Origin of the sequence: Clostridioides sp. GD02404 (assembly GCF_045898275.1) — a bacterium.
GTDB lineage: Bacteria > Bacillota > Clostridia > Peptostreptococcales > Peptostreptococcaceae > Clostridioides > Clostridioides difficile_A.
Map to the genome: position 1 here is coordinate 75,163 of NZ_JBJOCA010000001.1, position 22,512 is coordinate 97,674.

15 protein-coding genes are annotated in these 22,512 nt (G+C 26.9%); all 15 read left to right on the forward strand.

The genetic code is table 11. The annotated features are described in order from the left end of the window. Positions 1-74: 74 nt before the first annotated feature. The 15 genes from Q3287_RS00355 to Q3287_RS00425 all read left to right on the forward strand — a co-directional run bounded on the left by Q3287_RS00355 (position 75) and on the right by Q3287_RS00425 (position 22,470). A complete protein-coding gene (locus Q3287_RS00355) occupies positions 75-1,073 on the forward strand; it encodes an immunoglobulin-like domain-containing protein (protein WP_407963301.1) in 999 nt (332 codons plus the stop codon). A 25-nt stretch (positions 1,074-1,098) separates the two neighbouring features. Beyond that, on the forward strand, positions 1,099-1,719 hold the full coding sequence (locus Q3287_RS00360; RefSeq protein WP_407963302.1) for a hypothetical protein: 621 nt from the start codon (positions 1,099-1,101) through the stop codon (positions 1,717-1,719). Between the two features lie 21 nt (positions 1,720-1,740). Further along, positions 1,741-4,332 carry an Ig-like domain-containing protein gene (locus tag Q3287_RS00365; RefSeq protein ID WP_407963303.1) on the forward strand — a complete coding sequence of 864 codons (2,592 nt, stop codon included), beginning with the start codon at positions 1,741-1,743 and terminating at the stop codon, positions 4,330-4,332. A 32-nt stretch (positions 4,333-4,364) separates the two neighbouring features. Next, complete coding sequence (locus Q3287_RS00370; RefSeq protein WP_407963304.1) at positions 4,365-5,423, forward strand: immunoglobulin-like domain-containing protein; 1,059 nt, start codon at positions 4,365-4,367, stop codon at positions 5,421-5,423. Next, positions 5,424-8,318: a hypothetical protein gene (locus Q3287_RS00375; protein WP_407963305.1), complete on the forward strand. Its 2,895-nt coding sequence runs from the start codon at positions 5,424-5,426 to the stop codon at positions 8,316-8,318. 52 nt (positions 8,319-8,370) lie between these two features. Beyond that, entirely contained in the window at positions 8,371-8,586 is a 216-nt protein-coding gene (locus Q3287_RS00380) for a hypothetical protein (RefSeq protein WP_054270811.1), read from the forward strand. Further along, positions 8,576-9,655 (forward strand): hypothetical protein, encoded by a 1,080-nt coding sequence (locus Q3287_RS00385; RefSeq protein ID WP_054270810.1) that lies wholly within the window; start codon positions 8,576-8,578, stop codon positions 9,653-9,655. The genes Q3287_RS00380 and Q3287_RS00385 overlap by 11 nt, the downstream gene beginning before the upstream one ends. Positions 9,656-9,668: 13 nt before the next feature. After that, positions 9,669-10,190, forward strand: coding sequence for a hypothetical protein (locus Q3287_RS00390; protein ID WP_407963306.1), 522 nt, complete (start codon positions 9,669-9,671; stop codon positions 10,188-10,190). Between the two features lie 14 nt (positions 10,191-10,204). Then, positions 10,205-12,562, forward strand: a complete 2,358-nt coding sequence (locus Q3287_RS00395; protein WP_407963307.1) for a LamG-like jellyroll fold domain-containing protein — start codon at positions 10,205-10,207, stop codon at positions 12,560-12,562. Between the two features lie 15 nt (positions 12,563-12,577). Continuing rightward, positions 12,578-14,824, forward strand: coding sequence for a LamG-like jellyroll fold domain-containing protein (locus tag Q3287_RS00400; protein WP_407963308.1), 2,247 nt, complete (start codon positions 12,578-12,580; stop codon positions 14,822-14,824). After that, the gene (locus Q3287_RS00405; RefSeq protein ID WP_407963309.1) at positions 14,817-16,643 is read left to right on the forward strand and encodes a hypothetical protein; all 1,827 of its coding nucleotides are present in this window, start codon (positions 14,817-14,819) and stop codon (positions 16,641-16,643) included. The genes Q3287_RS00400 and Q3287_RS00405 overlap by 8 nt, the downstream gene beginning before the upstream one ends. Position 16,644: 1 nt before the next feature. Next, positions 16,645-18,657, forward strand: coding sequence for a discoidin domain-containing protein (locus Q3287_RS00410; protein WP_407963310.1), 2,013 nt, complete (start codon positions 16,645-16,647; stop codon positions 18,655-18,657). Beyond that, a complete protein-coding gene (locus tag Q3287_RS00415) occupies positions 18,657-20,153 on the forward strand; it encodes a hypothetical protein (protein WP_407963311.1) in 1,497 nt (498 codons plus the stop codon). Before Q3287_RS00410 ends, Q3287_RS00415 begins: the two co-directional genes overlap by 1 nt. A 195-nt stretch (positions 20,154-20,348) precedes the next feature. Next, positions 20,349-21,860: a hypothetical protein gene (locus Q3287_RS00420; protein ID WP_407963312.1), complete on the forward strand. Its 1,512-nt coding sequence runs from the start codon at positions 20,349-20,351 to the stop codon at positions 21,858-21,860. A gap of 4 nt (positions 21,861-21,864) precedes the next feature. Then, on the forward strand, positions 21,865-22,470 hold the full coding sequence (locus Q3287_RS00425) for a hypothetical protein (protein ID WP_407963313.1): 606 nt from the start codon (positions 21,865-21,867) through the stop codon (positions 22,468-22,470). Positions 22,471-22,512: the final 42 nt, after the last annotated feature.

Consider the following 22,512-nt stretch of genomic DNA (forward strand, 5'->3'; position numbering starts at 1 on the left):
TTAAATAGCTAATATATTTATATTCTAAAAAACTTTTCAAAAATATTTATAATAAAAATAAAGGAGAAAATATTATGATTTTTAATGATTTGAAGATACCAAGAGGTAGTTCTTTTGACCCAATGCAAGGAGTTAGATCTATAGACAATATAGATGGAGATGTTACAGAACTTGTCACAGTTGAAGGGGAAGTCAATGTCAATGTAATAGGGCAATATACTTTGAAGTATTCAGCCCCAGATAAATCTGGAAATGTAACAACAATAAATAGAACAATAACAGTTGTAGATACAGGTGCTCCTATAATAAGTGGTGCTGATGATAAGACTATAAATTTATTGGAAGAACTAGATTTAAGAGCTGGAGTTACAGCAATGGATGATATAGATGGGGATTTAACTGATTCTATAGTTATAGATGGAACAGTAGATAATGTTATACCTGGAGAGAATAATATTGTCTATACTGTAGAAGATAAATCTAAAAATAAAAGTGTAGTAAATAGAATAATAACAGTTGTTGATAATATAGCTCCTATATTATTTGGTGTTGAAGATTGTACTGTAGAATATGGCTCAACATTTGATTCAAAAGCTGGAGTTACTGCTAATGATAATATAGATGGAGATTTAACTTCAAAGATAGTAATAGAAGGAGTAATTAATACTTCTATTTTAGGAGAACAAATATTAACATACAAAGTTACAGATGTAGCAAATAATGAAGCAAGTGCTATAAGAAAAGTTACTGTTGTTGATACTGTTAAGCCAGTGTTTTCAGGTATAGATGACTTAACATTAAATTTAAATGAGAACTTTGACGCTTTAGAAGGGGTAACAGCTGTAGATGAAGTTGATGGAGATTTAACAGATTTAATAACTGTTGAAGGTGGAGATTTAGTTGATACATCTGTTGTAAAAGAATATCAAGTTACTTATAAAGTATCTGATAAATCATCAAATGAAACTATAGCAGTTAGGCTGATATCTGTAATAGATAATATACCTCCAGTATTAACTGGTGTTGAGGACAAGACTATAGAAGTAGAACCAGTGCCTAAAGAAGAAGTTTAATAAATAGTATGATAGAGGTGAAATTATGAGTAACTTTAATGTCGCTTATAGTGCTGGTGGGAATTTAGATAAAATAAAAAAAGTTGGAAATATAGAAGAAATAAATAACATAGAAAGTATAGATAAAATAGATAGCCTATCTGAAATAGAAAAAATAGAGACTCTTAAAAATATTGAAAACTTGGAGCAAGTTAAACGCGTAGAAAAACTTGAATCTGTTTCTAATATAGATAACCTCAATGAAGTTAATGTAGTAAAAGAAATAAAAGCGATAGGGAGTATACGAGGATTTGCATCAAAAACACAACCATATAATTATATGAGGCTAATAGAAGTTCCAGCACTTAGAGGAGTATTTGAAGAAGAGATAGTTTTATCTCCATCTGAGGTTGAGATTCTTGCTATATCTGTTACATGTAGTGGATATGGAGAAAATGACCACTATAATTTATATTTTAATGGACAATTGTGGTTTAAAGATTGGTATTTAGGAGAAGTAAAAGAAGGTCTTTTCTTAGGTTCATCTACATATGTATATCTAGCACCTCCAGATTCAAGAGTAGTTTTAAAATTTCATAATGATAGTGGAACTTCTAAGAAATTATGGTTTGGGATAAGAATGTTAAAAGACCCAGAACCAATTTAGGGATAGAAAGGAAAATTAAATATGTTAAGTAATGAAATAAAAGACTTTGTATTCCATGAGTTTAAAACAGATGCAGATAGTTTTGTAAAAGATTTAGCAAATGTTTTAGCCTTAGGAAATTATACTAAAGAAGTAAAAGATGTATCTGGAAATTTAATGAGAAAGTCATTGCCTTCAAAAGAAGATTGTTGGAATATAGTATATCCAAATCCAAACTTTAAACTTATAAAAGATAGAGAAGTCTCTTCTTTTGATGAGGTAAATGCAAGAGAATATGAGATAATAACTAAAGATCAAATTTCTAAAATAACTGATTCTGTTGTTGTAAGAGCTGTTACAAGACCAGTTGATAGAATTACTCAGCAAACAACAAAAGTTGGTTCTGATGAAGTTTCAAAATATGGACTTTTGGATGAAGCTATAGAAGAAAATGCAGTTATGTATATGGAAGTGTACTTTCCAAAGTATTTATGTGATACAGAATTGGATGACCCTACTCAACAACGAGATGGAAAAACTGTACCAAAAGTTGTAAATCTAAAAACTGGTGTAAAAGATGCACAAGCTAGAAACTATCATAACTGTTATATGAGAATTTTTGATAACCCAAATAAGGATTATTCTGGTCCAGCAGAAAATGTTATAGATATGGTAACTGGAGATATAGCTGAATTTAACTCTGCTTCATCTGAATGGTGTAAACTATCTTGGTTTACAGACTTTGATGAAAAGTTTAAATCTGAGCTTGGTATAACTGGATCAGATGCTCTTTTAAGAATTCCTATTACATCTTCCTTAAACAATAAGACTAAGATAAGAGTACTTGCTAATATACATCCAAATAGAGTACTTATAAATGTTACAGGTAATCCAAATGTAGATTATGAGGATAATAGATATTTAGTTGGTCAAGCATATATAGGCTCTATTGACAGTTTTGATTTTGCTAAAAAGGATATAGCTGGAAATTTTGGTATATTTGCAACTTCTTCATCTGTACCTTCTATACCAAAGTTTAATATTAAGTACAGTGAGCCTTTCAATGGAGTTAATACACTTGGCACTGATGGTGGCAAAACATCAGGAAAGGCTGTTATATCAAATGCAGGTGCTAAGTCAGCATGGGTAAATATAGGTACATTTCCTTGGTTAAATAATTCACTACTTAGTAATAGACCAGCAGATACTGTAATAAAATATACCTATAATAGAAGAGATATACCAAGAGATTTTGGATCAAATATTGCAGGTGGGAAAACGACTATATATGAACCTAGTTTACAAGTTACAATAGGTGCATCTGTAAACAATGAATTTGCATCTGAGTTTGGATTAATGAATCCAAACGTAAAATATAGTAACGGATATGGAACATCTTATATTACACCTAATGCAAGAACATCCATATCAAGAGAAAAAATTACTTTTCCATCTGAATTGCCAATAACTATAGATAAATCAATAGTAAAGGATATGACAGTGGAAGTTCAGGTAACTTATAATGAACAAGACTTATACAACTATATAAGAAAATATGTAGCACAAAATGATGGAAAAGGTCTCTTAAATGACTTAAGTTATTATATCTATGGTTCACAAGATGGAATGGTTGAAAAACCAATTTATTTTTATCTAGGTTTTGATGAGGTAGAAGAAAGAACTACTCAAGAAGGTGGTTCAAATAGAGATAAGTATGGAAATCTTGTAGATATAAAATACCATCAGACTTACGGTGTACATACAGCAAATGGAACAACAGATTTTGCAATGTATAAGACAGATTCTGCTGACTATTTCCAAAGTCACTATTTTATGTTCTCATCAACAGAGCAATTCATGAAAAAACATATGTATGGCAAATCAGTTTATACAAACGAATACTTCGCAGATAGAATAAAAATTGTCCATAGTGCAGAAGGTGTTCGTGGAGCTTTATCAGGTATGATAGTGATAGATGCTGAATCACTCTTCCCATTTGATGAATTAATAGTAAACAAATCTTTTGAGAAATACGAAGATAAACCAGAAGAAACATATATATACCTTCCATTAACTACTCCTTATACTCCTTTTGCAAATTCTCCAAATGAAAGATATGGTGTTGGAATATTAAAAGAACTTAAATATAATGAAAGTAATGATGATTCTAAGTGTGAAGCTGCATTAAGAGAAATACAAGATATGTATAAAGATATTTATTCTTGTACAAACAATACAGAATCAGTTTATTTTGCTGATAAAACAAATAATGGATTAGAAATAATCTGGGATTCTTCTGACATGAATATAGTAAGTTTTTCTAAAGGAGCAGATGTTGAAGAACCTACATTAGAATTAAAAATATCTCCTGAAAACCCAACTATAACAGTTGGAGCAAAAAAAGCTCTTTCCCTACTTGAAGGAGAAGAAGTAGTAGTGGATGATAAAGTAATTTGGATTTCATCAAATGAAAGTATAGTTACTGTTTCTCAAAATGGAGAATTGGCAGGAATAAAAATAGGTGGAGCCGTTATAACTGCTAGATATAAAAGCAGAAAAGTCCAAACTGAAGTAAATGTAAATTCTACAGATGAGTTGGATGAATCAGATTTACAAGAGGAACCTGTTATATAAAATATGATTAGAAATAGAAAGGATGAATATTAATGTTAGGTATAATTAATAGACCAGATTTCTATGAAGGAGATAAGGAAATATACTTATCTGCTAACGTAAAATCTGGAGAAGTCTCTAAAACTAAAAAATTTAAGGTGCTTGTAAAAGCATCAAAGCGAACTGATTTGCAAAGTATCCTAGAGGATATAGGAAACATATCTATACCAAGTATAGTTACAGAAAATCTAACATTCATACAAAAAGGTAGTTGTGGTTCAACTATAGTATGGTCATCTTCTAGTCCGAATATAATAGGACAATCAGGAAGAGTAACAAGACCTGTATTTGGAGAAGCAGATGCAAAAGTTACTATAAATGTTATTGTATCAAAGGGAAGTGTAAGTAGAAGTAAAGAATTTAAAGTTACAGTACCAGCATGGACTCAAGAAGGTGAAGTTGAATCTGCAGCTAATGCAATAACTTGGGAACTTATTAGAAATAAAAATTCTGATATAAATAAGGTTACAACTGATTTAATACTTCCAACTACTATAGGAAATGAAATAGCAATAACATGGACTACAAGTAATTCTGCTTGTCTAAGTGATAAAGGGGTAGTCACTAGACCTGCATATAAAGATGGCGATAGTATTGTATCTGTTACAGCAACTCTTACTAAGGGTGAACTTACATCTATTAAGACTATAACTAATATTAGAATACTTAAACAAGACCCTACTAATCAAGAAAAGGTTGATGATTTTGTAAAAACTTTTGATTTTGCTTCATATATTGCACCAAATAAATCATTAACAGAACTTAGCAATAATTTTACATTACCTGCTAAAGTTGAAAATATGTCATTAACTTTTTCAGCACTTGATAATGAAGGTGAAGATTTAACATCAGCAAATATAAAATTAGAACTTGATAGTCAGTCTCTTTCTTATAAAGCTATAATAGTAAGACCTAGTTCTAGCATTGGTGACTTTAGTTTTAATTTAAAAATAGAAGCTAAAATCACTGTCTTATCAGGAGAAGAAACTTCAGAAGAAATTAAGGCCTCTAAGATATATTCAGCTAAGATATTAGCTATGATTGAAGAATAGATGATTGCAACTTTTAAGTTTAGCACTGGCGTTTTCGTCAGTGCTAATTTTAAATATAATCTTTCTGGGGATGAAAACTCTATAAGTTTATTTTATAAGATAGAGTGTGAACACACAGAAAGCAATATAGGCAATACTTTGTTGAGGTTAAAAAATGATATAAAGTCAATGAATATTAGTAAAAAACAGAAATTTTTTATAAAAAGTAAGAAGTCTTTACAACCAGTATCAGTTAAGAATATCTGTATAAATAAAATATATAAAAAGCTATATGATAAAAATAGTGATGAATGTATAAGTTTTTATAAAGGTCTTAAGGAATTTAGAAATTTTAATGATGCATTGAAGTATTTAATTAGAGAAGAGCAATATTTAGATAAATCAATTATAGAATATCTACTATTTGTAGAATATAAAGATACTAGAAATAAAATTCAAATAAATAATGATTATAATACATTTCGGACGAATCAAAACACATTATCTTTCCAAGACAATATAACAGAAGTAAGTAATATTGATAAGTATCTAAAAAATTATGATTATGAGGATATGATAGGCACACCAAGTAAACAAATTTTTAGAGACAATATAGATGTAAATATAAGTGAAACAGAAAATGATACATACATACTTGATTTTGAAAAAAATATTAGAGATTTAGACAAAAAAATAAATATAAATGATTATATAAATCTTAAAAGTTCAATAAATAATAAAATCTTTATGGAAAAACCAAAGTTGGTTGAAGGTTATACTGAAAATCTATCTATAGATTTACAAAAACTTATAAAAGATGGAGATTTGAGGAATGTTTTTATTGAAGAAAATAAAACATCTACATCAAATTCTTCATCTAATATATATATTAATTTGCCCTATTTTATTGATATGCCAAACATGTCAGAGATTTTAATAAATGAGAATATAAAACTGAGAAATAATTTTAATAAACAAATACTTATAGAAGATAAAAAGTATTTATCAAAGGGATATTCAAGTAAAATACAAACATTTTTAGAATCTAAATATAAATTATATAAAGGTGAAGATTATATAGCGTTATATAATTTAATAGACAATATTGAAAAAAACATAGATGGTAGTCTTCATGTTGTAGATAATATTAAAATTTTTACACATGCAGGTTCAAATATTCAAATATATGAGATACTCGATAGTTATGATTTTATAAAAGGAAAACCTACATTTAATTTATATAACCTAGATATGAATACAAGAAAGGCTGACAATCGAAAAATTTATATTTCTAGTACAGATTTATTTTCCAAATACTACAATCCAAAGTTTGATTTTAAAAATGATGAATATAACTTATTAATATCAAAATCTAACAATAAGGAAACATCAATAACTAAGTATGAGTTGTTTGGAAAATATCAAGAGGGTAATTTGTATCTTATTGACTCAATTATATCACCAGAATATCTTTCAAAATCTTCATTGTATGTATTTGAAAACTATATATATAAGCTATTAGAAAGTAGCAAATATACACTTCTAATAAATAAAGAATTTGAAAAAGGAACAATACAAAAAAATGACTTTAAGATATTTTATGATTCAAATCTGACGAATTTTTATAAAGAGGGTAATTTATTAAGTATTCCAAGTTGTATAGACGAGTTATATAAATACAATACTAATCTCTATAATATGTATCAAATTCAATTTGGAATAATAAAAAAAATTAAAGGTGTATCATCTAATGAATCGCCAATTGAATTAAAATTTTCAAAGTTACCTACATATAAAAATAATGATGGCTTCTTTGGAGTTGCAACAGAATATTTTCCTGAATTTGTGGTTATTGATGGAAGTCAAGATGAATTGATTCTTCCTAAAAACGGTTTTGATTATAATATATATAAAGATAAGATATTTGGTGATAACCTCATAATATTAGATAAGGACAAGTATGTAAAAAAATATACACAAGCAGGAAACCAAGTAATTGAATTGCCTATAGAAAATCCAGTAGATTATTTTGCAAATATAGCAATAGATGTTATAAATATTGATGTTTCTGTTATGAAGTATGTTCTTGACACACTATACAACCAATGGAGGCATAATATTTATAGATATGCTGGTATAGAGCCTGAAAAAGCTATAAAAGATTTAATAGATTCAACCATGAAATATATAGGTGAAAAATACTATTGGGATAGATGCAAAATACCACATCTTGAAAGAACATTGAAACTTTTCTTGTGGTATGCAGAAATGAGTATATTATGTAATTCAGAGTATGAAGTTGTGTATATAAGAGAAGATTGTGAGATTGATTATTCTAAAAAAACGCTGGGAAATTTAGAAAAAAATATACTATATATTGATAACTTAGTATTGACTGATGATTTTGTTTTATCAAGTCAAGAAAAAGGTGTAAACTCTGGGTTAAAATTTAAAGTTAATCAAGAATTTGATTTACAATTAAAATTTAAAGCTTATATGGAAAATAGTGGCGTGTTAGAAATACATATAGGAGAAGCAATTTATACGTTTTTAGGAGATGAAAAGCCCTCTTATAATATAGATTTGACAATTCCAAAAGAAATTAAAGAAGTAGAAATTTTGTTTTTTTATGATAATGAGGAATCTTTCATAGATATAGCAGTTTTTAAAATAAAAGATATGTTCAATAAATCTGTTAATATAAAGTATCTTGGAAAGCTTGGAAAAACGAATAAAACTGTTGAATATTTGATAGATATGTTAACTATTGCAGGTGAATCTATAGAGGATACACAAGTTAAATTGGGAATTCAAAACTCAGTACAAGTTGCATATGCACTTGATACATTTAAAGATTACATGTTTAAACATCATGATAATAAAGAAAAAGGTAGACGAAGAGTAATCAGGAAATAACAAGTATAAATTACTAAGTAATTATCAAAAATGTTAGAAGGGAAGAGATATTATGGTAAATTATCAAATTCAATACAAAGAGAAAGTAAATCAAAATGTATTATCTGGACCACCAAATGAAGCAAATGAATTTTGGAGAGTAGTATGTGACATGCCAACTTTACAATCAGCAATAGCAACTACTAAATCACTAGTGAAAAAATATGGGTATGAAAATTTTCAGATATGTAAAGTAACTAGTATAAGGGTTGAAGTTCATGCAGAGTAAAAAAAAATTGAATAAAATATCTACAGGACATATATTTAGTGAGGAATTCAATGGTGCAATGAATCCTCTATGGGATATATTTCCAAGTGATAATAATAGAATCACCTTTACAGGTGATTCTATTAAAATACTTGAAAATGCTGACAAAACAGAATTATTGATACCATGTCCAAAAGAGTCTGGATATGTATTTCAAACACATATAAGATATGAACCAAAAGAATCTAATAATGGTGGCTGTATAGTAAAGTCTATTACAGAAAATTACATAGAATGTGAACTATCAGCAGAAATGGAATTAATATATTATTCATATTTAAAAGTAATATATTCTGAGAACTTTGTATTAAATCTTAGAGCATCAAAAGATGGATTAAATTGGGAAGATTTTGGAAGTACAAAATTACTTGATTCTAATTCTATAGGATATTATCTAAATGACAATAAAAATTCATTAGAAATATTTAATTGTGAAATGTATAAGAGTAATTTTATAACACTTATAGGAATTGATAAAACACAAAATATTAAAATATATGATGAAAATAATGAAGAAATAGTTACAAAGATAGATATGAAATATACTAAAGATTCTGTTGTAGTTGATTTATCATCAAAACTTTTTCCAATAAACAATGTAAGGATAGAAGTTGAAAGTGAAGGTAGATTATTTGACAGTGTAACTATAGATAAGTTGTATGGTGGAGATGTGTATTCATTTGAACCAGAAATTAAATTTATTGTAGATGAAGCTAATATAAATAATGGTGATTTTGATTTAGGATTAGTACAAGGTAAAGATAGAGTTTATGAGTTAAAAGTAGTAAATGAAGGAAATCTTACTAAAACTGGAATTTTAAAAATAGTAGGAGTTTCTAGTTATGATAAAGGCAATAGCATGGCTTATTTGATGCCATATGGGGATTCAAGTGGAAATTCTGATTTATTTAAAGAACTAGAGGTTAGTTTGTTGCCTGGAACTACAACTAAGTTTTTGATTAAAATAATAAAGGACTCTAGTTGCATAACAATTGATGATAAATATAGTTTTAATATTATATTCATGTAAGGTGGTAGGTGAGATGGGTGTAAAAATAAAAAGATATGGAAAAACAGAATATTTAAATGACCATAATCAATTAAAAAATACGGATATAGAAGATCAACATCCAATAAAAGCTATTACTGGATTGAATAAAAAATTAGATGATATAGACAACAATATAAATATTAATGTAAATAATATAAGAAGTAACAGAGAAGATATAGATATTATTAATAGAATGATAGAAAATGGGGAGATTGGTGGAGGTTCTGGTGGTGTAGCTGATATAACTCCCCTTATTGAAAGAGTAAAAGTGTTAGAACAAAATGTAATTATACTAAATGGTAATAATTTGGAACTAAAAGAGTTTGTAGTTAATGTATTGGGCGAAGTGAATCGTTTAGAAGATGAACTTGCAAAAACAAAACTTATTGTAGATGAGTATCATAAAAACACCAATTTGAATAAAAATAGTTTTACTGATACTTTGATAAATGATGACTATATACAAAATCTAATTGATTGTAAGATTGATATAAATAATGACAATGTTACATAAAGTGAGGTGATAAGATGCAAGGAATAGATAAATATACTTTGGTGTACTTAAAAGCAGAAGATTTTACTGATAGCAGTTTTAATAATATAGAGATAACTTCTGGTGGTGCTCAAATTATAGATGATGGTTGTTTTGGAAAATGTTTTGATTTTACAAATGTAAACCAACGATTGAGAGTCCCAGATGGTTCATATAAATTAAATGAGGAATGGACTATCGATTTTAGATTGTATATGAATTCATTGAACACTCCTACAACTTTTGATATTTTAGGTAAAGGATACTATCAGGGTGGAGTTAACAATGGATTTGTTATTAGAATAGAAGATAACGGTTCAATTCGTATTATGCTAACCAATGGTTCAACAGTAAGAAACCAATTATTTACTTCAACTAAAGCCATAAAGGTCAATTGTTGGCAACATGTGTGCTTTATATACAAAAACTATAATTTAAGCATTTATATTGATGGAAAATTCGCATGTTCTTTTATTGATTACAATGTAGATATAAATGGAACAGGTAGAGATTTAATCTTAGGTGGTGGATGGGAAAATGATTCTACTAGAACCTCAAACCATAGAATAGATGAATTTAGAATTTCTAATGTGGCAAGATGGACAAACGATTTTGAAGTGCCAATAGAGCCGTACGATTATTCTCCTAATATTGAGATAGTGGAACAAACAGAACATCATATAAGTTTTAATGTATTATCAAATACAACTACTGTAAATAAAGTTAAAGTTTATATAAATGATGAAGTAGAAAAAGAGTATATTGATATTTTTGAAAATCTAATATTTGATATTATATATGATGAAAAATATATAACTGGAGAAAATGAAATAACATTTGTTATTGAATACAATAATATTAAAACTGTAGAAGAAAAAATATATCATTATAGACAAAGAATTGATGAAAATACAGTGTTCTTCCTAAATGGAATAGATATAGTGGATAGCAGTTATAATCCAAAAGTTATAAATAATAATGGAGTAACAATGTCTGATGGCGGTAAATTTGATAAGTTTTATAATATGAGTTATGGGTATTTGCAAATACAAAATTTTAATCCTCACTTTAGAAACTTTTCAATAGAGTTTTATTTGAAGTTTAATGATAAAAGTACACAAGATATATTATTTGATACTAGAGTTTCTTCTTATAACAAAGGATATTTAATTTATACAGAATCTAAAAAATTAGCATTCTACCTTAGTGATCATTCATATTCTTCTATAGATTATTCAAACTTCGATAAAAATGTTTACCATCATTTCGCTTTTGAAATTAAAGACTACAAATATATAAAGATTTATCATAATGGTATACTTAAAAAAACAGATACTTTATCTGAAATACCACAAGAACATGCAAGCAATAACATATATATGTCAAAAAGATGTGATGGAGGTAATTATCGTTTTACTAATGAATTAAGCATGTTTAGAATTTCTAATGTGAATATATACAATGAAAATTTTACACCAACAAATATTCTCTATTGTTACGAACCTATATTGAAGGCAAACCAAGCATCTGAAAATCAATTAATATTATCAATAAATGATAAATCGAATGTAATGAATAAGCTTGAAATTTTTATAAATGATTCATTAAAAGAAACTATAGTAGATAATTTCAATAATATTTCTTTCAATTTATTGCTAGATGATTATAATAATGGCTTTAATGAATTTGAATTATTAATGACATTTAACAACGTTAGGCGTATTATAAAAAGATTTAAAATTTATAAAGCTGATCAAAGGTTAATACTTGCAAGTAAATGTTTTGAGGTAAATAATATTTTATTTGATAAAATATATACTCATTTTAAACCTTTCTTTTTGGGTCACGGTAGTATTAATATTTTATACTCAACAGATGATAATGAATTTACTTACTGCGATATTAATACTTTTACACAAATAAATTCAAATAATATAAAATTAATGTTCTTAATGGATTCGGGTGCTATAATTGATGCCTATAAAATTTATGTTAAAGATTGTATTGATACAAGTATCATTAACTTTGATAAAGTTTTACCTCCACCAAACAACATAGATAAATTCCCAATAGCTGGTGGAGGAGGACTTAGTGAAGAATTATTTGATGCAATAAAAAATAATTTTTATATTTTAAACAATAAAATAATGGAAGAACAAAAATATATAAAAGATATAAATGATAGAATTATCTCAGTAGAAGATAAAGTATATGATATTGAATTTGATGTGGACGAATATCATAAGAGCTCTGGTTTAAAATATAATCGACTAACTGATACTCTTATTGATGATAGATATATAAAACAATTAATAGATTGTGAATTAGATATTACTAATGACAGTGTTACATAGAAAGAAGGTGAATAAATGGCTACAGTTGGTGAACAATTACTGCAACCAGAAGAGGGCTGGAAAAGAATTGATAATATTAACAATAGTTTTAAATATATAGGGTTATGGAAAAAAGACACAAGTATAGGTCTTTATAATAACACAGGAATGTTCATACCAGAAAATGCTACTGTAGAAGAAGTAAATTCAAGCTATATCAAATTTGCTTTTTATGGCTCAAAAATAAGAATTTTTCATTCTAGATATCCCAGCCATTCCTCTAATATAAAATGCACTATAGATGATATTGAATATGAACTTTATTCTATTCATGGAGAAACTATAAGGCAATATCTTGCTTTTGAAAAAATGAACTTAGAAAAGAAAACTCATCTAGTAAGGATTGAAAGCAATGATAGTGTTAGGTTTGATTTTGATTGTATAGATATAGATACTGATGGACACATTTCAGAGTTAATTGAAGCTAAATTAACGAAAAAATCTACATTAGAATCTATGGAAATAGGAGATATAATTCCTTGTAAATATACATCCCCAATTTCTGGGAAAGTAGGATATTTTTCAGAACTTGGGATTTGTAATTGTGATGGAATAGATGTAGACACTTCATCAGATACACCAGATGGAAAGTTTTATTTTATAAAAGTTGACAATAATAAATTTATTGCTGATAGAAATGTTCAATCATCTATTTCATGGAATGAATTAAATAAAAGTAAATTAACTTGTAAAATGTTTTCTCCAAATGCGTTAGTATTTGATGGTAAATCATCATATGTAAGTATCCCTATAGAAAAAATTAAGACTACTAAAGAGATAACAATAAAAATAAGAGTATATTTAGAAGACTGGACAGTTGGAGAAGAACATAGGTTTTTTAGTTGTACACAACTTGGAGGTTATGCATGTTGTTATGTTCCAAAAGATAGATATCTTAGAATAGAGATTGCCACAGATCATCCTAATTCTCCAACTTTATATTTTATTTCTGGATTTAATATTGATTCATCTAACAATGGATGGAAGACTTTTTATATACTATATAATGGAGAATCAGTTAAAGTATATGACGAAATAACTTTAAAATTGGATGAAAAACGAAATGGTACTATCATATATGGAAGTACAAATCATTTGGTATTAGGTGCAGAACCAGGAAGAGGTTTTTCTGTAGAATCAGGTACTCGTTTGACTGGAAAAATATCAGAGTTTGCAATATGGGATAAAGCAATAGACCCAGCAACTATAGAATATAATCTGACTGGTAGTGAAGAAAATCTAATATGTCTACTAAAATCTACTAATGCAATTGGAGACAATCTTTATGATTTATCACCAACTAAAAATACTGCAACTATTAGTAATTGTGTGAAAGAATATGATTATATTAATAACTATTATTATACTATTCCAAATGGAGGTATAGCCTATAATGATGATACAGTTGTATCTTTTCCAAAAAAAGTTTTAACATCAAATGAAAGTGATGACTACATTCTAGAACAAAGTTCAACATACAGTGCAGGATACCTTGCGTATTTAGCTTTCAACAAAACAAATATAGATTCTTATGACTGTTGGCATAGTAATTCTGAAGCTAATCCATATATAAAAATATCATCAAAAAAAGAAAAAATACTAACTTGTGGATTTATGTTAACCAACAGAAATTGTCCTGGCTCCATCCAACCTCCATCCTCTTGTACTGTATATGGAAGTAATGATAATACAATTTTCGAAAAGATATGTGAAACATCAAATTTGCCTTCAGGAAATAAAGCAACTTCTTGTCATTATTTTAATTCGCAAGTAGAATATTTACATTATAAGTTTAATTTTCAACGTGTAGATTCATATGTAGCTATAGGTGAATTAGAACTATTTAAAGAAGATGAATATAAAAATACATCTCCAGGTCTAATTAATAAAAACCAAGGTGGTTGGCCAATGGAAAACGATTGGGATAAATACATAAGAAATAGTGATTTAAAAGAAAAGATAATAGCAGGTGATAATGACATATGGAACTATCACAATATAGTTTCTTTATGTAAAGAGAAAGTTATTACAGGATTAAAAGATATTAACAATGAAAATATAGAACCTACAAGTGGAAATATATTAATACCAATTCGTGGAAAAACTGAAGATGTTGATGATTTGTCAGCAAAAAGATTTAATATATGTTTATCTTCATCTGTCGCTAAAAATATAGGTTTCAGACCTATGTTAATTACAGAGAGAGGTGGAAAAAATGGCTAATATAGGAAGTTCTTTGTCACAACCAGAGCAAGGATGGAAACGATATGATAATGCAGATAGCAGAATAAAATATATAAATAAATGGACTATATATAATAATAATACATCTGCTTATAACAATACATCTTGCATATCCAATTATAAGCATAATGAGAATGGTGCATTAGAATTTAGATTTACTGGTACAAAACTAAGATTAATGGATGCTGCATCTGATGCTTCCCACACTAATAAATGTACTATAGAAATAGATGGAGAGAAATTTATAGCTAGTCAATGTACACCAAATCTTGTACATCCTAATTACATTTATCAAATGTTATTTTTTGAAAAGCTTGATTTAACTGACGGCATTCATACGGTTAAATTATATATAGAGCCTGGAACTCCTCCACCTCCAAGTGCTCCTTATGGAGATCACTACTTAAGTCTAGATTCAATTGATATTGATACAAGAGGACAATTACTACATTATAAACTAGAACCAAATAAAATAATCAATGATATTCAAGTTGGAGAATATATATCTTGTGATTATACTTATGATAATGGATTTTCAAATTTTGGTGATGGAAAAAGATTAAACTTTATCTGTGTTAAAAATAATTTTAATCAGCATATCTTAATTTCTGATATAGTAATTCCAAACTTAAGCTTTGATGAAATAAACAATAAAGGTTTTATTTATGGAAAAGAATTGGATAATAACCCATATAAAGGTTACTCATGTATTATAAAATCAATTACAGACAGTCCATATAATGACAGTTACTTACATTCAGAATATGATAAATATATTTTAAATTCTACTTTAAATGACTTAATTGTTTCTGGAAATAAAGATATATGGCATCACAATTTAGCATCTATAACTGACACTTTTTCTGATTCAGATAATACTAAAGTGATAATTAGAGGTGGTACAAGTTCAAATTTATATAATGTGGTAAATACATCTACTAAAAACGACACAATCGGGTTTAGACCAGTTTTAATTATAAATAATATATATTTATATCCAGAATTTGATATTGATTATACTTTTGGAGAATGTGATGGAATTATAAACTTAACAAATATATTATTAGATAAAACAATAGAAGTAACAAAAATAAAAGTGAAAATAACAAATAAAAATAATACAGAGATGTTATATACAAATTTATTAGATGTAAATGAAGGTAATTTAAATTTAGATATAAGTAATGCTGACTTGTCAAATGGATTAAATCTCTTAGAAATAATTATAGAAGATGAAAATGGCTATGTTTCAAATACTAAGAGTATAAGTGTATTTAAACACAATGAAGGTCTTATTCAATATTCTAAAATAATCTTGACTGAAAATATATCATTTGATAGAGAGTATAAAAATATGAAAGTTAAATTAAAATCTACTGGTGCAATTATTGGAATTTACACTATAGATAATATTAACTATAATGTCTTTGACATAAATTCTATTTTTAGTATAAATTCAAATAACGTTAATCTACTATTATTAATGGATAAAGATACTGTTTTAAATGCATATAAATTAATCTGTGATGATATTGAACCAATTAATTTTGATAATACTGAATTAAATCCACTTCCTCCATATGGCGAAGGAGGCTCAGAGTCTGTAAACAAAGAAGAGATAGTGAAAATAGTAAATGAAATTGTAAATCCGAAAATTGATTTAATAAATAAAAATCTAAATATATCTGATTTAAAAATTCAATTAAAATATGATAAAGAATTAAATCTTTCAGCTAATTATACATCTAACTATTATATAGACACTAAGCTCGATACATTAGAAAGAGAAGGTGAATAATATGACTAGCACTGGAAGTATACCTATTCAAACAAAAACTGGTTGGAAAAGATATGACGATAATCATATAAATATATTGTATTCTAAACATTACAAGAGAACATCTTTAGGTACATGTTATGGTGGTTCATGTTCATATGTTATTGATGCACCTCATGATGAAACTAATATTAATTTTACATTTATTGGAACAAAGATAAGATTGTTTTGTGTTAAGTTTAATGATAGGTCTGATGTAGTTGATATCGATATTGATGGTGCAATTGAACAATTCAGTACAAAAGACAATAGTGGCAATATTTCTACAGCGGTATATGAAAAGTTAGGATTAGAAAATAAAATACATAATGTTAAAATTTCTATAAATAAAAAAAGTCAATCTGTTCATTTCTTATTTGATTGTGTAGATATAGACGAAGATGGATATATCTTATCACCAATAGAAGGTAGATTAACTCAACGAACTTCAATAGAAAATATGGAAATAGGAGATATAATATCTTGTAGATATACTGTTTCTACTGCTGGAAAAATAGGAGATTTTTCAGAATTAGGAAATTGTAACTGTGAGGAAATTACAAGGGATGTATCAAGTTCAACTCCAGATGGAAAATTCTTTTTTGTTAAAGTAGATGATAATAAATTAATAGCAGATAGAAATATACAAAATAATATATCTTGGAATGAGATTAATGGTAATTTAGATATCTTTTATAGAGAAAAAATATTTCCTCTGAATATTTGTGAAAGTGATGAGACAGATGAATATGTTTTAAAAGCGAGTAGTGTATATGCAAATAGGTATGCTTACAATGCATTTGGTAACAAAATAGGATGGCACAGTGGATTATATAACTATCCACATATATTACAAGTTAGTTTCAAAAGAAAACCTCAAAGAATAAACTCATATAAGTTTCACTTTGGAAATAACGAACAGTTTCCACAGTCAGCAACAGAATGGACTATAGAGGCTAGTAATGATGAATTAAATTGGATTATTTTACATACAGTTAAAGAAAATCCAGCTCCAAAACATGATCAAATTAAAAATTATATCTTTAGAAATGAAATTTTTTATAATCATTATAGAATAAAAATAACAAATTCAAATTCTAACTCTGGATGTGTAACTATAAAATGTTTAGATTTTTTTTATAAAAAATTTTCTATGTGTTTACCAGATGGAGGAGTGGCTTACAATAATAATATAACAATATCTTTTCCTAAAAAAGCTTTAAATGCAAATGAGACTGATGAATATATACTTTATGCAAGTGGGTCTCTTAGTGACGCACTTCTTACGTATAAAGCATTTAATAAAACAAATATTGACTCTAATGATTGTTGGCATAGCCCTAATGAAGCAAATCCATATATAAAAATATTTTCAAAAAAAGAAAAAATAATTTCAAATGGATTTATATTCACTAATAGAAATAGTGATTCATTCCCTCAAGCTCCTAATTTATGTATCGTATATGGTAGCAATGATAACGAAAAGTTTGAAAAGATATATGAATCATCAAGCTTTCCTCAAAATGCTAGGGCTGTATCTTACCATTATTTCAATTCTCAGGTAGAATATTTATATTATCAATTTAATTTTAGTGGAGCAACAGGTTATGTAGCTATAGGAGAATTAGAAATACTTAAAGAGTACGAATATAAAAACTCTTCTTCAAGTTTAGTCAACAAGACTCAAGGAGGTTGGCCAACTATCAATGATTGGGATACATATATATGGAAAAATAACTTAAATGGAAAGATAGATACAGGTGATAATGACATATGGAATTATAAATATATTGCCTCTTTAGCAGATAACATTGCGATTTTATCAGTTGTAGGCACAAATGGACTAAGACCTTCTGGAATTTGGATTGTGGTTAGAGGGTATAAAGATGAATATATAGATGATTATAGCCCTAAAAGATTCGACATAGTTCCGCATAGCCACACATCTTCTATTTTAGGATTTAGACCCATGTTGGTTATAGGTGGTGACGAATAATGGCTATTATAGGTGAACAATTACTTCAACCAGAAGCAGGTTGGAAAAGATATGATGAATCAAAAATACGAGCTATAATAAAGGGAACATTTTGGGGTAAAGAAGATTTTAATGGTTTTTATGGAGGATCAAACATTTGGCTTAAAAGTATTGATAGTAGTTATAAATTTAAATTTTATGGAAACAAATTAAGACTTATATCAGATAGAAATACAAATAGACCTCAAAACAATACTAAATTAATAATAGATGGAGTTGAACATATTTGTAATACATATGGTCAAACAAGCGGTCAAATACTTGTTATTGAAGTAGTTAATTTAAAAGATTCTATACATGATGTCATAATATCTCCAGTTAAAGAGGGTCTTGTAACTATCGACTGTGTAGATATAAATGAAGATGGATATATTGCTGATTTACCTTTAGAAAAAAATAGAATTATTAATGTAATAAAAGTTGGAGAATACATTTCATGTAATTACACTTATAATAATGGTTTCACAGATTTTTATAGTGGGACAGACATGAATTTTATTTGTGTAAATCATACAGATAGAGAATCAATATTAATATCTGATAAAGTCTTTCCTAATTTGTCTTTTGATGAAATAAATCAAAAAGGATTTATATATGGTAATGAATTGGATAATCAGCCTTACAAACATAATTTATTAATAGTGCGTTCATTAACTGGTGGCTCTAACAATAATGGTTTATCTGAATATGATAAGTATATTGTAAATTCAGATTTAAATGGACTAATAACTCCAGGAGATAAAACTATTTGGAATTGGGACATTTGTAGTATAACAAGCTCTATATCAGCATCTGATAATTCTAAAATAATAACTAGAGGGTATTCTAGTTTAACAAACTATTCAACAAATAATACTTTTAATAACAAGGGACCAACATTTGGGTTTAGACCAGTATTAATTATTAAACATTCATATATATTTCCAATATTTGATATAAATTATTTTGGAGATTTTAATAATTGTTTTAATATAACTAATATAATTTTAGATGTCTCAATAAAAAAACCTAAAGCAATAATAGAGATAATAAATATAAATAATTCTCATACTTTAGTATCTACTGATTTAATAGATATTGTAAATGGTTCCTTAAGTGTAGACTATGCGTTTAATAAAAATGATTTTATATTAAATGAGAAAAATGAACTAAAGATTACTTTAATTGATGAAAATAATTTTAGTTCATTTATAAGAATAAATACATTCCCTACTGAAGATAAACTTTTTATATTTAATAACTCAATAACTTCTACTATTATTGAAAATAAATATAGCAAAGATAGAATGATTATTTGTGCAAATATAAAAGACAATTACAATGTTTTATATTTAAATAATGATAAATACATATCAGTAGATCTTGAAGAATTTATTGATGTAAGCGAAAGTACAAAGTTAAAATTCTTATTAGATAAAAATTCTAACTTAATTTCTTATGGAGTAGCATTTGTATAATAAGAAATGAACATTATAATGAATTAAGATTTAAATAAGAAAATAATTATTAATAGATAGTAAATAAAATTTAATCTAAAACTTACAAAATGGATATAAGTAAGAGTATATTAAATAATGTCAAGATACATAGTGTATTCAACTAATCTTAAAGAATCATAACAAATAAAGATGCTTAAAAGGAATTAAATAAATATGGACACATCAAAAAAGCTATTTAATGAACATGAATTTTATGGTAAAAATATTTATCTATTAGGAACTTCAGAATTTGGACCAGTGAACACTCCAATAAAAATAAACTCAATTTCTCATATGAATTCAAAATTTGGAAAAACAGGCTCTTTAGTTAAAGCATATAAAATTATAAAAGAATCTAAATTAGACTGTAAAGTTTATCTATGCAAAGTTACAGGAGCACATGCAGAAGTTTTTTTAGATGCAAAATGTACTAATGGTGAAGTAATAAAAAACTGTATACATATTAAATCAAAGTATGCGAATGAAATATATAATGATATAGAAATAATAGTAAATCAGGATGATTTGCAGGTAATCTATCCAAAAAGTTTAGGGGATTATGTATTAAAATATCCATATAAAAATTATCCTACACTATATGACCTATCAGAAGCTATAAATAAAGATTCTCAAAAACTAAAAGGGATGATAATTTGTAGTATTTATTGTGATTCTTATATAGAAACAAAGGAATCTATAAGTGAAGTAAATCAAAGTATATACAAACTTAGTGGAGGATATAGTGGATTAGATTGCAATAAAAATACAATGTACAATAATTTAGATAGCACATACACTATTTTGGAAGGGCTTGACATAGATATTATTATGCCTTTAGGAGTATACTATGATGATACATTTACAGATGATATAGAAAAAATAGATAAATATTATGACCTAACTAGAGAATATCTAACTCTGAAGGATGGAGAAAGATACGTAACTTTTTATGAACAATTACTTAATTTCTGCATAGTACAAATGAAAACAGGTATTATAACTCATGGTGTAATTGGCCTTAATCCAACTAATGAGATTTGGATAGATGAGAAAGAATATATTGGTAGATTAGAATATTTTAAAAAAATAAATGAAGTGTCAAAGTTTGATAAAAATTATGAACAATTGATAAGTGTAGTAGCTGGTGACATATATACCACATATGGTACTAATATTGTAAATGCAAGTATTGTATATGCTCCTCTTATAGCCAGTTTAAACATAATAGAAAATACTACAAATAAAGAAATTCCAGAGTCATTTTCATTATTTAATACTTTTGATATTTTAACAATAGAAAAAATGAATGAGCTTGGATATGTATCATTTAGATTCAGTCAGTTACTTAGAAGAGTAGTTGTATCAAACGGAATTACAATGAGTGAGCATACAGAATATAAGTATCTATGTAATGTAAGAATGATTCAATTGACTATGTGCTATATAAAAAAAATGATGTATTCATACATAGGTGAAAATATAGATGCTTTGCTATCATCTGGATATTTAAAAGAAAACTTAACACAATTGTTAGATGAATTAATAGATAAAGAAATTATAAGTGAATATATAATAAATGAATTGTTTAAACATAAGTCAGGAGAATTATTTTTAGATTTAAGTTTAAAGACAGTATATATGTTAGAGTATGTTAAAACCTATAGTGGATTAAGTATAGGTAGGTGAAAAAATGGATATGGAATTTATGCAAAATAATAAAAATATACTTACAACTGAAGAATATATTGATAATTTTGAAAAAATGGAAGAAATATTAGAAGACATTTTAAAGGTAGAGTTAGAGGATACTTGGGGAGCAATTTCCTTTGACACAATAAAAAAAGATGAAGCAAATAAAATTATACTTCCACAAATAAATTATATTGTAAAATTAAGAGAAACATCTAAAGGAAAAAGTCATAAACCAATGTTGACTGATGTAATAGATGAATCAAATGAAAATAAAGAAAAAACAGGTAAGGTCATTAAAGTATATAGACAAAGTTTTGATTGTATATTAGAATTTAGATTTCTAACTAAAACACAAAGAGAATGTAGAAAACTCATGGAAGATTTCGAAGATATAATAGTGTCTTATACAGGATTTCTAAAGAAAAAAGGTCTTGGAGAGATTTTCTTTTTAAAGGAGATGTCGACTGAAGATAACATAGGTTTTGATAAAGATATTTCAGTCAAAATATCTGAATATTTTATACGATTAGAGAAAGTAAAGACTTTAAACGTTAATAAACTAAAAGGTATAGAAATGAAATTTTCTATACAGGATAGAATTTAACCAAGAATAATGTGAATTTTACTTGGTATAAAATCTGTAAAA